This window comes from Bacillus sp. FSL R5-0603 (assembly GCF_038050295.1).
In the GTDB taxonomy this organism is placed as follows: Bacteria; Bacillota; Bacilli; order Bacillales; family Bacillaceae; genus Bacillus; species Bacillus subtilis.
Genome location: NZ_JBBOYP010000001.1, coordinates 3,986,696 through 4,000,648, shown reverse-complemented (window position 1 = coordinate 4,000,648; position 13,953 = coordinate 3,986,696). Strand labels below are relative to the sequence as shown.

Below are 13,953 nucleotides of genomic sequence, written 5' to 3'. Positions count from 1 at the left end.
GAAGGCTATGATTTGTCCTCTTTTTGCAGTTCAGCCATTTTGGCAAGCAGAATATGCTGAGGCATATGCATGATCTGTTCAAGCGGCAGATTCAAGGACTCTGCAAGCTTTTGTGCAGTTTCAGCAGAAATTTGCAAAGGTCTCACAAAAGATCCCTCCTCTCTTCTGTCCATTGTACAAGAATCAGATGTGAAATGTAAGAAGATGTCACAAAGGAATAGAGCAATCGGAAAATGACCGTTATAAAAGAGGTAAGGAGGGTTCTTATGCACGCACCGTTATCCTTATTAAAACAAATGCTGAAGGAACACCAAATAGGCACTGAAAAAGCTGTCACTTTCGAAGAATATATAGCAATGAGGTTAAAGCTTCAGGAGCTGATGGGGAAATTTGCTTCGATCGGGGAGTGGGATCTGTATCAAAAAGCGGCAGATTTGATGATGCACATAGGCATCCAATGGATGAAATAAACCGATAACCGCTAAAAAACCCTCGCTGCAGCGAAGGCTTTCATTCATTAAAATGAGTGTTCTTCTTCCACATTTTTAAACTGGTCATAAATTACAAGCTTAGACGGACTGTTTTCCTTAGCCACCTGTTTGGCCTTTTCAATAGCGGCGTCTTTAGACGTATACAAAGCTGTCGGCGCTACATTCTCCACCTCAATAAACCAGCCGTCCGCATCAACATTGGGTGTAATCGCATATTTCTTTATCATCTTTCATTCCTCCCTCATGTTTTATTGCATTTTTCCCGCCTTGTTACTGTCCGAAACGATCCAATCTGCTAACTGAAAAAAACAGGAAACAGACAATTTTTCTATTTTTTTTCTGTAGAAATGGTAGAATGGAGGTTGGAGATTTTTTAATGAGAGGACGGTGCTTAGCATGACAGACCTTCTGAATGACCGGCTTCCTCCGCAAAATATAGAAGCCGAACAAGCCGTGTTAGGCGCTATTTTTTTACAGCCGTCTGCTTTAACACTGGCTTCAGAAGTATTGATTCCAGATGATTTCTATAGAATGTCCCACCAAAAAATCTATAATGCGATGCTGGTGCTCGGTGACCGAGGTGAACCGGTTGATCTGGTGACAGTAACATCAGAGCTTGCGAACACAGACCTGCTGGAAGAAGTAGGCGGCATTTCATATTTGACAGATATCGCAAACTCGGTGCCGACAGCGGCTAACATAGAATATTATGCGAAAATCGTTGAGGAAAAATCGATTCTTCGCCGATTAATCAGAACTGCGACAACGATTGCTCAAGACGGGTATACCCGTGAGGATGAGGTCGAGGATTTACTCAGTGAAGCGGAAAAAACGATTATGGAAGTGGCACAGCGCAAAAACACGAGTGCCTTCCAAAATATTAAGGACGTCCTTGTCCAGACCTATGATAATATCGAACAGCTTCACAATCGAAAAGGTGATATCACGGGAATTCCAACAGGGTTTACGGAGCTTGACCGGATGACTGCGGGTTTCCAGCGCAACGACCTAATCATTGTGGCTGCCCGTCCGTCAGTAGGGAAAACAGCCTTTGCCCTGAACATCGCACAAAACGTGGCGACGAAGACCGATGAGAGCGTAGCGATTTTCAGTCTTGAGATGGGTGCAGAGCAGCTCGTTATGCGTATGCTCTGTGCCGAGGGAAATATCAATGCCCAGAATCTCCGTACAGGTAACCTGACCGAAGAGGATTGGGGCAAGCTGACGATGGCAATGGGAAGCCTGTCGAACAGCGGGATTTACATCGACGATACACCGGGTATTCGAGTGAGTGAAATCCGTGCCAAGTGCCGCCGCTTGAAGCAGGAAAGCGGGCTGGGCATGATTTTGATCGATTACCTGCAATTGATTCAGGGAAGCGGTCGTTCAAAGGACAACCGTCAGCAGGAAGTATCTGAAATTTCCCGTGAACTGAAGTCGATTGCCAGGGAGCTGCAAGTCCCTGTCATCGCGCTTTCTCAGCTTTCCAGGGGTGTTGAGCAGCGTCAGGATAAACGTCCGATGATGTCTGATATCCGGGAATCAGGAAGTATCGAGCAGGACGCGGATATTGTCGCGTTCCTTTATCGTGATGACTACTATGACAAAGAAACCGAGAATAAAAATATTATCGAAATTATTATCGCCAAACAGCGTAACGGCCCGGTAGGAACCGTGTCTCTTGCGTTCGTAAAAGAATACAACAAATTCGTCAACCTGGAACGGCGTTTTGATGACGCAGGCGTTCCGCCCGGCGCATAAGCCCCAAGAGCTGCTCTTGGGGTTTTTTCATTCGAAAGATGGAAGAAATACCGTTCGCTCAGCGGATGAAAAATTGAAAGCGTTTTAATAAAATGGTGCAAAAAGGAGATGGTAACAATATGGGAAAACGTTTTTCGTCTTTTCACGCAGCACAAATCCGAATTGCGCGTCCTACGGGCCAGCTTGATGAGATTATTCGTTTTTACGAAGAGGGACTATGTTTGAAACGAATAGGAGAATTTTCACAGCATAACGGGTATGACGGTGTCATGTTCGGCCTTCCTCATGCCGATTATCATTTGGAATTCACCCAGTATGAAGGGGGAAGCAGTGCCCCCGTTCCCCATCCCGACGGCCTTCTTGTTTTTTATGTGCCGAATGCAGATGAACTGGCAGCGATCACTTCAAAGCTAAAGCACATGGGCTATCAAGAGGTCGAATCAGAGAACCCGTACTGGAGCAATGGGGGCGTAACGATAGAGGACCCGGACGGCTGGCGGGTCGTTTTTATGAATTCAAAAGGGATATCAGGCAAGTGATTCTTTCTTATGCTAAAGGATGAAAGTTTCGCAAGCTTTTTATGACAAAGTAGTGAGAAAACGCTTATAAAACGAATGGAAGCGAACGAATATAGATTTACAATAATTTAATGTTCGGATTTACAATTGACTTTCTGTTTCTTCACTGATAAACTTGATTTGTTTGAATAGAATCGTTTTGAAAGGTTAACGGAGGTGCACGGACATGTCTTCAGTAGTTGTAGTAGGTACGCAATGGGGCGATGAAGGAAAAGGTAAAATTACAGATTTCCTATCAGAAAATGCAGAAGTGATCGCCCGTTATCAAGGCGGAAATAACGCAGGGCATACAATCAAGTTTGACGGAATCACATATAAGCTTCACTTAATCCCGTCTGGAATTTTCTATAAGGATAAAACGTGTGTAATCGGAAACGGAATGGTTGTAGATCCGAAAGCATTAGTCACAGAGCTTGCGTATCTTCATGAGCGCAACGTGAGTACAGATAACCTGAGAATCAGCAACAGAGCTCACGTCATTCTGCCGTATCATTTGAAATTGGATGAAGTGGAAGAAGAGCGTAAAGGGGCTAACAAGATCGGCACAACGAAAAAAGGAATCGGCCCTGCTTACATGGATAAAGCAGCCCGCATCGGAATTCGCATCGCGGATCTGTTAGACCGTGACGCGTTTGCGGAAAAGCTTGAGCGCAATCTTGAAGAAAAAAACCGTCTTCTCGAGAAAATGTACGAGACAGAAGGGTTTAAACTTGAGGATATCTTAGACGAATATTATGAGTACGGCCAGCAGATTAAAAAATATGTTTGCGATACATCTGTTGTCTTGAACGATGCTCTTGATGAAGGGCGCCGTGTATTATTTGAAGGCGCACAAGGGGTTATGCTCGATATCGACCAAGGAACATACCCGTTTGTTACGTCATCTAACCCGGTTGCCGGCGGTGTCACGATCGGTTCTGGTGTCGGCCCGACCAAAATCAAGCACGTTGTCGGTGTATCAAAAGCATATACGACTCGTGTCGGCGACGGTCCTTTCCCGACTGAGCTGAAAGATGAAATCGGCGATCAAATCCGTGAAGTCGGACGCGAATATGGAACAACAACAGGCCGCCCGCGCCGTGTCGGCTGGTTTGACAGCGTTGTTGTCCGCCACGCCCGCCGTGTGAGCGGAATTACAGATCTTTCTCTGAACTCAATTGACGTCCTAACAGGAATTGAAACGTTGAAAATCTGTGTGGCGTACCGCTACAAAGGCGAAATCATTGAAGAATTTCCAGCAAGTCTTAAGGCACTTGCTGAATGTGAGCCGGTATATGAAGAAATGCCGGGCTGGACTGAGGATATTACAGGTGCGAAGAGCTTGAGCGAGCTTCCGGAAAATGCGCGCCATTATCTTGAGCGTGTGTCTCAGCTGACAGGCATTCCGCTTTCTATTTTCTCTGTCGGTCCAGACCGCTCACAAACAAATGTCCTTCGCAGTGTGTACCGCGCGAACTAAATAGAATATGTCTGCAAGCCCCTATTTAAGGGGCTTGTTTTTTGTTTGAAAGCCGCATATAAGTTGGTCTGAGAAAAAAATATGAAAAAAAACCAAAAAAGTTATTGCCACTTCTATTTGTTCGTGATATTATAAATCTCGTTGTTACGGAAACTGCTTCAATAGAGTACAAGATGAGAACTAGATCTAAGTCGTTTGCTCTATAGAAATTCCGACATCTTTAAGAGCCATTAGCTCAGTTGGTAGAGCATCTGACTTTTAATCAGAGGGTCGAAGGTTCGAGTCCTTCATGGCTCACCATTTCGTGAAGGCCCGTTGGTCAAGCGGTTAAGACACCGCCCTTTCACGGCGGTAACACGGGTTCGAATCCCGTACGGGTCATTGATTTACTTTAGCGTTATTGCTAAATTCCTTATTTGTCTGTGAGAGCTGACACGACAGCTCTCCGGGCAATTACTGTAAGGTCCGGTAGTTCAGTTGGTTAGAATGCCTGCCTGTCACGCAGGAGGTCGCGGGTTCGAGTCCCGTCCGGACCGCCATTTTACTTTACTTAGTAGAGAAAAATAAAACATTTGGCTCGGTAGCTCAGTTGGTAGAGCAACGGACTGAAAATCCGTGTGTCGGCGGTTCGATTCCGTCCCGAGCCACTTACCAAACGCATCTGCAATCGTAGGTGCGTTTTTTCTTTTAGGAAAAAGGCAAACATGAGGAGTGTTATAATAGAAGAAAAAGGGAGAACCGGCCCTGCGGCCGGTTCAAAGAAGAAGACGTCATTGATAAAGACGCACTCCGGTGAGGGGAGGTTTCAATAAAGTTATCTTTTTTAAAAAAAGTTGACCAGCATGACAATAGATAAACAACTGGCGATAAAGGTGAAACATGTGTTTTTTTTCTAAACCTTTATTTTTTTTATCTTTTGACCTTAAACCGTTATAATAGACAAGGACCCATTCTTTACATGGGCCATAAGTGATGAAACGAATGTTATATAGATGAAATGAAGTCATTCGGCAGGAGGAAAATCAAAATGATGGATAAAAAGATCCTTGTAGTAGATGATGAAAAACCGATTGCAGATATATTGGAATTTAACTTAAGAAAAGAAGGCTATGAAGTGCACTGTGCCCACGACGGAAACGAAGCCGTTGAAATGGTAGAAGAGCTTCAGCCTGATTTAATTCTTTTAGATATTATGCTCCCGAATAAAGACGGCGTTGAAGTATGCCGCGAAGTCAGAAAGAAATACGATATGCCAATCATTATGCTGACGGCTAAGGATTCAGAAATTGACAAGGTTATCGGGCTTGAAATCGGTGCTGATGACTATGTCACAAAACCATTCAGCACACGCGAGCTCTTGGCGCGTGTAAAAGCGAACCTGCGTCGCCAGCTGACGACAGCGCCTGCGGAGGAAGAGCCTTCCTCTAACGAGATTCATATCGGCTCTCTCGTCATCTTCCCTGACGCGTACGTTGTATCAAAACGAGACGAAACAATCGAATTGACTCATCGTGAGTTCGAATTGCTTCATTATTTAGCAAAACATATCGGACAAGTGATGACCCGTGAACATTTGCTTCAAACCGTTTGGGGCTATGATTACTTCGGCGATGTCAGAACGGTTGACGTAACAGTCCGTCGGCTTCGTGAAAAAATCGAGGACAACCCGAGCCATCCAAATTGGATCGTCACACGCCGTGGTGTAGGTTATTACTTGAGAAACCCAGAACAGGACTAATGCCCATATGAATAAGGTTGGTTTTTTTCGGTCGATCCAATTTAAGATTACCTTGATTTATGTGCTTTTGATTATCATTGCCATGCAAATCATTGGTGTGTATTTTGTCAATCAGGTAGAGAAGTCGCTGATCAGCTCTTATGAACAATCGCTGAATCAGCGAATCGACAACCTTTCTTATTATATCGAACAAGAATATAAGAGCGATAACGACAGTACCGTCATAAAGGATGACGTCAGCCGTATTTTGAATGACTTCACGAAAAGTGATGAGGTTCGGGAAATTAGCTTTGTAGATAAAAGCTATGAAGTGGTCGGTTCTTCAAAGCCGTACGGTGAGGAAGTGGCTGGGAAACAAACGACCGATCTGATTTTCAAAAGAATTTTTTCTACCAAACAGTCGTATTTAAGAAAATATTATGACCCGAAAAGCAAAATCAGAGTTCTTATTTCCGCGAAGCCTGTCATGACTGAAAACCAAGAGGTTGTCGGCGCGATCTATGTTGTCGCGAGTATGGAAGATGTCTTTAATCAAATGAAGACGATCAACACGATACTGGCGTCCGGCACAGGTTTGGCACTTGTTTTGACGGCCCTTCTCGGTATTTTTCTGGCAAGAACCATTACCCACCCGCTTTCAGATATGCGAAAGCAGGCGATGGAGCTTGCGAAAGGGAATTTCTCGAGGAAGGTTAAAAAGTACGGGCATGATGAAATTGGGCAGCTGGCCACAACGTTTAACCACTTAACGAGAGAGCTTGAAGATGCCCAAGCGATGACTGAAGGAGAACGCAGAAAGCTAGCCTCTGTCATTGCCTATATGACAGACGGCGTAATCGCCACAAACCGAAACGGAGCGATTATTCTCTTAAACAGCCCGGCTCTGGAGCTGTTGAACGTTTCACGTGAAACAGCCTTAGAAATGCCGATTACGAGTTTGCTGGGGCTTCAAGAGAATTATACTTTTGAAGATTTAGTGGAGCAGCAGGATTCTATGCTGCTTGAAATTGAGCGCGATGATGAATTAACGGTGCTTCGCGTGAATTTCTCTGTGATTCAAAGGGAACACGGCAAAATTGATGGTTTAATCGCTGTCATTTACGATGTAACCGAACAAGAGAAAATGGATCAGGAACGCAGAGAATTCGTTGCGAATGTATCACATGAGCTGCGGACGCCGCTTACGACAATGCGCAGCTATTTAGAAGCGTTAGCTGAAGGCGCGTGGGAAAATAAAGACATTGCTCCGCGCTTCTTAATGGTGACGCAAAATGAAACAGAGCGTATGATCCGGCTTGTCAATGATCTGCTTCAGCTGTCGAAATTTGACAGTAAAGATTATCAATTTAACCGGGAATGGATTCAGATTGTCCGGTTTATGTCACTTATTATTGACCGTTTTGAAATGACAAAAGAGCAGCATGTGGAGTTTATCCGCAATCTGCCGGACAGAGATCTGTACGTCGAGATTGACCAAGATAAAATAACGCAGGTGCTCGATAATATTATTTCTAACGCTTTAAAATATTCACCGGAAGGCGGACATGTCACGTTCTCGATTGATGTCAATGAAGAGGAAGAACTTCTCTATATCAGCGTGAAGGATGAAGGGATCGGCATTCCGAAAAAAGATGTCGAAAAAGTCTTTGACCGCTTCTATAGGGTGGATAAAGCAAGAACGAGAAAGCTTGGCGGCACTGGTCTGGGATTGGCGATTGCCAAGGAAATGGTACAGGCGCACGGCGGAGATATTTGGGCGGACAGCATAGAAGGAAAAGGCACGACGATTACATTTACTCTTCCATATAAAGAGGAACAAGAGGATGATTGGGATGAAGCGTGAAAATATAAAAACGATATTACTTACGGTACTCGTCGTCATCAGTCTTGTTTTTACATGGGGGATATGGACGTTCCAGCCAAACTTTTCTGAAGGCTCATCCTCAACAGAGTCTACTGTTCGTGTGAAACATAAAATCGAAAAAACCACCCAAAAGCTGTCTGAAACGGTAAGGCCAAGGGACATGTTTATCCATGATGACGGCGCTCATTACAAGGTGGATGACAATGCCCTCTATGAAGAAATTTGGTCTGACTTGCCACATTGGGATGTGAAAGGAATTAAAGATATTTCGGATCAGTATGACAAGGCTGGATTCAAAAGCTGGTTTTATGGAATAGGCAGTTCTGAAGCCAAGCTTGACTTGCAATTCAGCGATACGATCCCGATTGATATTTTCCAAACGTTGTTTAAATGGTCTAATCAGTCGTTTGAATACAGTTCGTTTGACCATATTCTGATCCCGTTCAATGAAACAAAAGCGAACAAGAAAATCTATTTGGTGTCTTACAGCAAGCAGCTCATTCTTGAAGTGACGGTTGAATCAGCAAACTACCGGAACATTATGAACGACTTGAAAAACAGGCAATCAAATATGCCGGCGTTCAGCTTGTTCTCCATTGGCTCAAAGAAAGAGTTCTTGCTGCCGAACAAACCGCTTACGATGGACAAAAAAGAATTTGTCACAGAATCGATTAAAACAAATACCTTTAAGCAGGCTTTGTTTAGCGATCCGAGCATTGTAAGAGAAGATTCGAATTACAACAACAGAAATGTGCTGACAGATGGGATCAGCCGTTTAGATGTAAATCTAAGCCAGCGACAGGTGCAATTCCAGCAGCGCAATTTGGTGCAGAGCACATCCTATCAAACAGGTGAGTTAATCAAAAAGAGCCAAAAATACCTTGAGGATACCGGGAGCTGGACGGATCACTATCAATTTTTCAATATCAATGATAGCCAGCAGCTGAGCTTCTATATCTTTATGGATCAGATCCCGGTCATTAACAGCACCGCCAAACCTTTCGGGGCGACATCGGCGATTACGGTGCAATGGGCGAATGATGATATTCTCAGCTATAAGCGGCCGAATTACAGTCTCGGAACGAATCCGATTAAAACAAGTGAAACAGAGCTCATGAGCGGCAGCGAAGTGAGGATGCTGCTTTCGAAACAAACCGCTTATGATACGGATAAAATTGATCAGATCTTCCTTGCTTATCAATTGGTATCAACATCAACCAACGATGATCCTCTCGTTGAACTGGAACCGGTTTGGGCGATGAAAGTAAATGGGAAAATTGTGCCGATTACAAAGGATTTATTGAGGAAGGAGGGGGCTAACAGTGGAGTGGAATAAGACAAAATCAATCTTCATCGTTGCCTTCCTCATTTTAGATATTTTCTTAGGCTATCAGTTTTTTCAAAAATGGCAGGCTACCGGCAAAGAATATGAAGTCATTAAAAATGATGTCGAGCATGACATGAAGGCCGATCATATCACGTATGAAGGCTTGAATAAGGAAGCGACAGAAGGCTATCGGATCACGGCAAATCAAAAATCTTTCTCCAAGGAGGAAATTGAGGCGCTGAAGGATCAGAAGCCTTTGATGGACATGCCTAGTGATGATCATAAAGTAACGAGCCTGAAAATGAAGTTTGCAAATCCAATCGCTCTATCAAAGAAGGATATCGAGGACGATGCTCAGGCACTTGTTTCTTCGAAAATTCAAGATGGCGAAAAATATAAGCTTTGGAAGGTTGATAAATCGAAGAAAGAAATTATTTTCTTCCAAACGTACGAAGGTCATTATATTTACCAAAAGACCGACAATCCCTCTAATATGATCGGGCAAGTGGTGCTGCACTTAAACGGTAAAAACGAGGTTGTGTCATACGACCAGACTACGCTTGAGACCTTCAAGCAAATCCAGAAAGAAAGCTTAATTACTGAAATGGATGCGGTTGAGCTATTGTACTATCAAAATCAATTAAAAGAATACAGCACTGTGAAGAGCTGTAAATTCGGCTATGTAGCACAATATCCGCTGACGAGTACGCAGGTGCTGGCGCCGGTATGGAGAATTACGGTTGAGTACGAGAAAAAAGTGAACGGTGAGAAAAAGACAGTACAAGAGTATTTTACTGTGAATGCTTTGGAGAGTACGATTTTAGATACAGATCAATGAAAATAATGGAGTGAGACAAACATGAGCTTGCAATTTAGCGTACTTGCGAGCGGGAGTACGGGAAATGCGTTTTACCTCGAAACAGAGGATCACGCATTTTTAGTGGACGCCGGTTTGAGCGGGAAAGCCATGGATGGGCTGATGGCGCAGATCGGGCGTAAGCTGGATGATGTAGACGGCATTTTTGTGACGCATGAGCATAGTGACCATATTAAGGGCCTTGGTGTAGTCGCCAGAAAGTACAAGCTTCCGATCTATGCGAACGAGAAGACTTGGAAAGCGATGGAGAATCAAATCGGCAAAATTGACACCGATCAAAAGTTTGTATTTCCGATGGAGACGGTAAAGTCGTTCGGCGGACTTGATGTTGAATCGTTTGGCGTCTCCCACGATGCGGCCGAACCGATGTTTTATGTGTTCCATTATAACGGCCGAAAGCTCGCGTTAATGACAGATACGGGATATGTCAGCGACCGAATGAAAGGCATTATCCGTTCAGCGAATGTGTTTGTGTTTGAAAGCAATCACGATGTCGGTATGCTGCAAATGGGGAGATACCCATGGAGCATTAAGCGGCGGATTTTAAGTGACGTCGGGCACGTGTCAAATGAAGATGCTGCCTTGGCGATGACGGATGTCATTGGCGATGAGACGTCTCGTATTTACCTGGCGCATTTGAGCCAGGACAACAACATGAAGGAGCTGGCAAGAATGTCTGTACAGCAGACATTGGCTTCTAAAGGATTTGTGACGGGTGAGACATTTGACTTATACGACACCGATCCGAAGAAGGCCACTCCGCTTTGCGCTGTATAATTTTTCTATGTAAATCATGACTATTCTAGGAGCTTCTAACCCACAATATAACCATATTAACGTTCTTGGAAAGGATGGAATATGGTGGATTACGAACGTGAGGAAGAACATACTACTCCTGAACAGCCAAAGAGAAGCAAAAAAGGATATTTTCTTTCGAGTCTGATTGGCGTGATTGTCGGTGCCGTATTAATGGCGTTTATCATGCCGTACCTTTCAAATGAAGGGCTGGATACAGGCGCCTTAGATCAGCAGCAAAACAACAATGGCCGGGAATCAATCAGGACGGTAAATGTCAGTGTCAACAATGCCGTCACCAAGATTGTCAGCAATGTGTCGCCCGCCGTTGTCGGTGTTGTGAACATCCAAAAATCAGATATTTGGGGAGAGAGCGGCGAGGCTGGGAGCGGCTCTGGCGTCATCTATAAGAAAAATGACCATTCCGCTTATGTCGTGACCAACCATCATGTCATCGAAGGCGCTTCCCAAATTGAAATCAGCTTGAAAGACGGCTCACGTGTATCAGCTGATCTTGTCGGCAGCGACCAGCTGATGGACCTTGCCGTTTTACGGGTGAAAAGCGATAAGATTAAAGCAGTCGCCGATTTCGGAAATTCAGATAAAGTGAAGTCTGGGGAGCCGGTTATTGCGATCGGGAACCCGTTAGGCCTTGAGTTTGCAGGCTCTGTCACACAAGGCGTCATCTCAGGTACGGAGAGGGCGATTCCAGTGGATTCAAACGGTGATGGACAGCCTGACTGGAACGCAGAAGTCCTGCAAACAGATGCGGCCATTAACCCTGGGAACAGCGGCGGTGCTTTGTTAAATATGGATGGGAAGGTCATTGGCATCAATTCAATGAAAATTGCCGAGTCGGCGGTTGAAGGGATTGGCCTGTCGATTCCCTCTAAGCTCGTGATCCCTGTGATAGAGGATTTAGAGAGATACGGAAAGGTCAAACGCCCGTTCCTTGGGATTGAGATGAAATCGCTAAGCGACATTGCAAGCTATCATTGGGATGAAACATTAAAGCTTCCTAAGAATGTCACCACTGGAGCGGTTGTGATGGGTGTAGACGCCTTTTCACCTGCCGGGAAAGCGGGGCTGAAGGAACTGGATGTCATCACGGAATTTGACGGATACAAAGTAAATGATATTGTTGACCTGCGAAAACGGCTTTATCAGAAAAAAGTCGGTGACCGGGTGAAGGTGAAGTTTTACCGCGGCGGAAAAGAAAAATCTGTAGACATCAAGCTGTCCTCCGCAGACCAATTAGGCAGTTAATAAAAACAGTCTGGCATCGTTGCCAGGCTGTTTTGATATGCAAAAAAACTGAACAGGGGTCAAGCCCGTTCAGTTGAAATGGATATATCGAATATGAAGAAAAATACAAGATGGATGTTACACGTGAAACAGCAAATAGCAATTAGCAAATACCTTCATTTTCAGCATTCTCCCGAAAATATGGAGGGTCGGGATTAGGTCTTGCCATATCGAAATCGATTATCGACAGCCACAATGGGACGATTGAAGTGAAAAGTGAAATCGGCAGAGGCACTGTTTTTCTGATCAGGCTTCCTACCCCGGATTATTCGTTAGACGAGTGAGAAAATTTCTTCAGCCGATATTGGAGGCTTTGTCTGCTGATGCCAAGCTCCTGAGCAGCTTTCGAGATGTTATGGCCGTGTTTTCTTAACACGTTCTCTATCACATATTTTTCGAAGCTTTCCATTTTTTCTTTTAAGTCCGCGGCTGGCTGGTGTCTTGGTGTTTCCGGCTCTGGGATGTCAGCCGGCTTGATTTTCATGCGGTATTGATAGGGCAGATGGGAAGCCGTAATCGTTTGCTCGTCCGTCATGAAATTCATTGCGCCTTCGATCATATGCTCAAGCTCGCGAATATTTCCCGGCCAGTCATAAGAAAGGAAAAATTGCTTCACGTCATCGCTGATGTGTTCAACATTCATTTGGAATAGATGATTGTTTTTCTGGATGAACTCCGACGCGAGAAGCAAAATGTCTTCTTTTCGTTCCCGAAGCGGCGGGATGATCAGTGTGACGACACTCAGCCTGTAATACAAGTCCTTCCGCATTCGTTCGCCTGCAATTGCATCAATTGGGTCTTCATTCATCGTGGCAATAATACGTACGTCTATCGGTGTATCCTTTGTCGAACCGATGCGCCTGATTTTCCGTTCTTGAAGGGCGCGCAGCAGCTTCGCCTGAAGGCTGAGATTCAGCGAGTTGATTTCATCTAACAGCAGTGTGCCGCCATGGGCTTGTTCAAACAGGCCGGGCTGGTCGACAGCGCCGGTAAACGCGCCTTTTTTTGTTCCGAACAAGATGCTTTCCACAAGGCTGTCTGGCAGCGCAGCACAGTTTTGCGAAATAAACGGGCCGCCAGAACGATCGCTTCCATTATGGATACTTTGCGCGAACAGTTCTTTTCCCGTGCCGGTTTCGCCTGCGAGAAGGACAGATGATGACGTACGGGTTGCCCGCTTGGCGTTTTCGATGACGTCTTGAATGGCCGGACTGGTGCCGAGAATACTGTCAAACGTATAGGTTGTGCTGCCTTTTTTGTTCATATTCTCCCTGATCAGCCGTTCAAGCTTTGTCACATCCTTGGCAATTTCAACGGCGCCCTTGATTTTGCCGTCTTGGACGATGGGATATGTATGATTGATCGTCGTGATTTCCTGGCCTTTATTATTGAAATAGCTCTGTTTGACGTTTTTAATCGTCTTGCCTTCCTGAAGAGCCTGTACCAGTGTGCTGTCCTGCTGCTTTGAAAACATAAACACATCCATCAGGTTTTTATTCAAGACGTCATGCTTCTCCATATCTTCAATCTGCATCATTTTATTGTTATAAACGATTGTGTTTCCATGCTCGTCTACCACGTGCAGGCCAACATCGATTTCATCTAAAATACTCTGAAAAACCAATGTGAGGAATTCGCTGTCTTTGACCACTGTATGAACCTCCCTCAATTATTTTCTTAATATTGCTTCTATTTTATAAAAAAATGGAGAGGATATGCAAAAGAATTTTGCACTTGCTGAAATTTTTGCCCGAAATA

13 protein-coding genes, 4 tRNA genes and 2 pseudogenes are annotated in these 13,953 nt (G+C 44.6%); 16 read left to right on the top strand and 3 right to left on the bottom strand.

Annotation, left to right across the window (positions count from 1 at the left end):
• Nucleotides 1–5: 5 nt before the first annotated feature.
• Complete coding sequence (locus NYE56_RS20565; RefSeq protein ID WP_003242786.1) at nucleotides 6–146, bottom strand: YycC family protein; 141 nt, start codon at nucleotides 144–146, stop codon at nucleotides 6–8.
• 120 nt (nucleotides 147–266) lie between these two features.
• Here NYE56_RS20565 and NYE56_RS20560 point away from each other — a divergent pair, with 120 nt between their 5' ends.
• The gene (locus NYE56_RS20560) at nucleotides 267–470 is read left to right on the top strand and encodes a hypothetical protein (RefSeq protein ID WP_341284351.1); all 204 of its coding nucleotides are present in this window, start codon (nucleotides 267–269) and stop codon (nucleotides 468–470) included.
• A gap of 47 nt (nucleotides 471–517) precedes the next feature.
• Here the strand turns inward: NYE56_RS20560 and NYE56_RS20555 are convergent, their stop codons facing one another.
• Nucleotides 518–718, bottom strand: coding sequence for a DUF2188 domain-containing protein (locus NYE56_RS20555; RefSeq protein WP_003226922.1), 201 nt, complete (start codon nucleotides 716–718; stop codon nucleotides 518–520).
• Between the two features lie 169 nt (nucleotides 719–887).
• On the opposite strand from NYE56_RS20555, the gene dnaB reads away from it, so the two are divergent.
• From dnaB to NYE56_RS20480, 15 genes and pseudogenes are all read left to right on the top strand, one after another.
• Entirely contained in the window at nucleotides 888–2,252 is a 1,365-nt protein-coding gene (dnaB, locus tag NYE56_RS20550; protein ID WP_003226923.1) for a replicative DNA helicase, read from the top strand.
• A gap of 119 nt (nucleotides 2,253–2,371) precedes the next feature.
• The gene (locus NYE56_RS20545) at nucleotides 2,372–2,791 is read left to right on the top strand and encodes a VOC family protein (protein WP_335450191.1); all 420 of its coding nucleotides are present in this window, start codon (nucleotides 2,372–2,374) and stop codon (nucleotides 2,789–2,791) included.
• A 205-nt stretch (nucleotides 2,792–2,996) separates the two neighbouring features.
• The gene (gene purA, locus NYE56_RS20540; RefSeq protein WP_003226929.1) at nucleotides 2,997–4,289 is read left to right on the top strand and encodes an adenylosuccinate synthase; all 1,293 of its coding nucleotides are present in this window, start codon (nucleotides 2,997–2,999) and stop codon (nucleotides 4,287–4,289) included.
• 224 nt (nucleotides 4,290–4,513) lie between these two features.
• Nucleotides 4,514–4,589, top strand: a tRNA-Lys gene (locus NYE56_RS20535).
• A gap of 9 nt (nucleotides 4,590–4,598) precedes the next feature.
• Nucleotides 4,599–4,670, top strand: a tRNA-Glu gene (locus NYE56_RS20530).
• An 81-nt stretch (nucleotides 4,671–4,751) separates the two neighbouring features.
• Nucleotides 4,752–4,828, top strand: a tRNA-Asp gene (locus tag NYE56_RS20525).
• A gap of 35 nt (nucleotides 4,829–4,863) precedes the next feature.
• Nucleotides 4,864–4,936: transfer RNA gene (locus NYE56_RS20520), tRNA-Phe, on the top strand.
• A gap of 383 nt (nucleotides 4,937–5,319) precedes the next feature.
• Nucleotides 5,320–6,027 (top strand): cell wall metabolism DNA-binding response regulator WalR, encoded by a 708-nt coding sequence (gene walR, locus NYE56_RS20515; RefSeq protein ID WP_003244363.1) that lies wholly within the window; start codon nucleotides 5,320–5,322, stop codon nucleotides 6,025–6,027.
• A gap of 7 nt (nucleotides 6,028–6,034) precedes the next feature.
• Nucleotides 6,035–7,870: a cell wall metabolism sensor histidine kinase WalK gene (walK, locus tag NYE56_RS20510; protein WP_009968432.1), complete on the top strand. Its 1,836-nt coding sequence runs from the start codon at nucleotides 6,035–6,037 to the stop codon at nucleotides 7,868–7,870.
• Nucleotides 7,860–9,227 carry a WalRK two-component regulatory system regulator WalH gene (gene walH, locus NYE56_RS20505; protein ID WP_335450188.1) on the top strand — a complete coding sequence of 456 codons (1,368 nt, stop codon included), beginning with the start codon at nucleotides 7,860–7,862 and terminating at the stop codon, nucleotides 9,225–9,227. Before walK ends, walH begins: the two co-directional genes overlap by 11 nt.
• Nucleotides 9,214–10,056, top strand: coding sequence for a WalRK two-component regulatory system regulator WalI (gene walI, locus NYE56_RS20500; protein WP_003244037.1), 843 nt, complete (start codon nucleotides 9,214–9,216; stop codon nucleotides 10,054–10,056). The genes walH and walI overlap by 14 nt, the downstream gene beginning before the upstream one ends.
• 21 nt (nucleotides 10,057–10,077) lie before the next feature.
• On the top strand, nucleotides 10,078–10,872 hold the full coding sequence (locus NYE56_RS20495) for an MBL fold metallo-hydrolase (RefSeq protein WP_003226939.1): 795 nt from the start codon (nucleotides 10,078–10,080) through the stop codon (nucleotides 10,870–10,872).
• Nucleotides 10,873–10,953: 81 nt separating this feature from the next.
• Nucleotides 10,954–12,156 carry a serine protease HtrC gene (gene htrC, locus NYE56_RS20490; protein WP_071581801.1) on the top strand — a complete coding sequence of 401 codons (1,203 nt, stop codon included), beginning with the start codon at nucleotides 10,954–10,956 and terminating at the stop codon, nucleotides 12,154–12,156.
• A 19-nt stretch (nucleotides 12,157–12,175) separates the two neighbouring features.
• Nucleotides 12,176–12,302, top strand: a pseudogene (locus NYE56_RS20485) (hypothetical protein).
• 15 nt (nucleotides 12,303–12,317) lie between these two features.
• A pseudogene (locus tag NYE56_RS20480) lies at nucleotides 12,318–12,479 on the top strand (ATP-binding protein); the annotation flags it as partial.
• Here NYE56_RS20480 and rocR read toward each other — a convergent pair.
• A complete protein-coding gene (rocR, locus tag NYE56_RS20475) occupies nucleotides 12,461–13,846 on the bottom strand; it encodes an arginine utilization regulatory protein RocR (protein ID WP_015385164.1) in 1,386 nt (461 codons plus the stop codon). The pseudogene NYE56_RS20480 and the gene rocR sit on opposite strands and share 19 nt — an antisense overlap.
• Nucleotides 13,847–13,953: the final 107 nt, after the last annotated feature.

Bases quoted from the DNA above. Each gene is read 5' to 3' on its own strand.
- NYE56_RS20545 (WP_335450191.1), top strand. From the start codon at position 2,372: ATGGGAAAACGTTTTTCGTCTTTTCACGCAGCACAAATCCGAATTGCG.
- dnaB (WP_003226923.1), top strand. From the start codon at position 888: ATGACAGACCTTCTGAATGACCGGCTTCCTCCGCAAAATATAGAAGCC.
- NYE56_RS20495 (WP_003226939.1), top strand. From the start codon at position 10,078: ATGAGCTTGCAATTTAGCGTACTTGCGAGCGGGAGTACGGGAAATGCG.
- NYE56_RS20555 (WP_003226922.1), bottom strand. From the start codon at position 718: ATGATAAAGAAATATGCGATTACACCCAATGTTGATGCGGACGGCTGG.
- NYE56_RS20560 (WP_341284351.1), top strand. From the start codon at position 267: ATGCACGCACCGTTATCCTTATTAAAACAAATGCTGAAGGAACACCAA.
- walR (WP_003244363.1), top strand. From the start codon at position 5,320: ATGGATAAAAAGATCCTTGTAGTAGATGATGAAAAACCGATTGCAGAT.
- htrC (WP_071581801.1), top strand. From the start codon at position 10,954: ATGGTGGATTACGAACGTGAGGAAGAACATACTACTCCTGAACAGCCA.
- walK (WP_009968432.1), top strand. From the start codon at position 6,035: ATGAATAAGGTTGGTTTTTTTCGGTCGATCCAATTTAAGATTACCTTG.
- purA (WP_003226929.1), top strand. From the start codon at position 2,997: ATGTCTTCAGTAGTTGTAGTAGGTACGCAATGGGGCGATGAAGGAAAA.
- walH (WP_335450188.1), top strand. From the start codon at position 7,860: ATGAAGCGTGAAAATATAAAAACGATATTACTTACGGTACTCGTCGTC.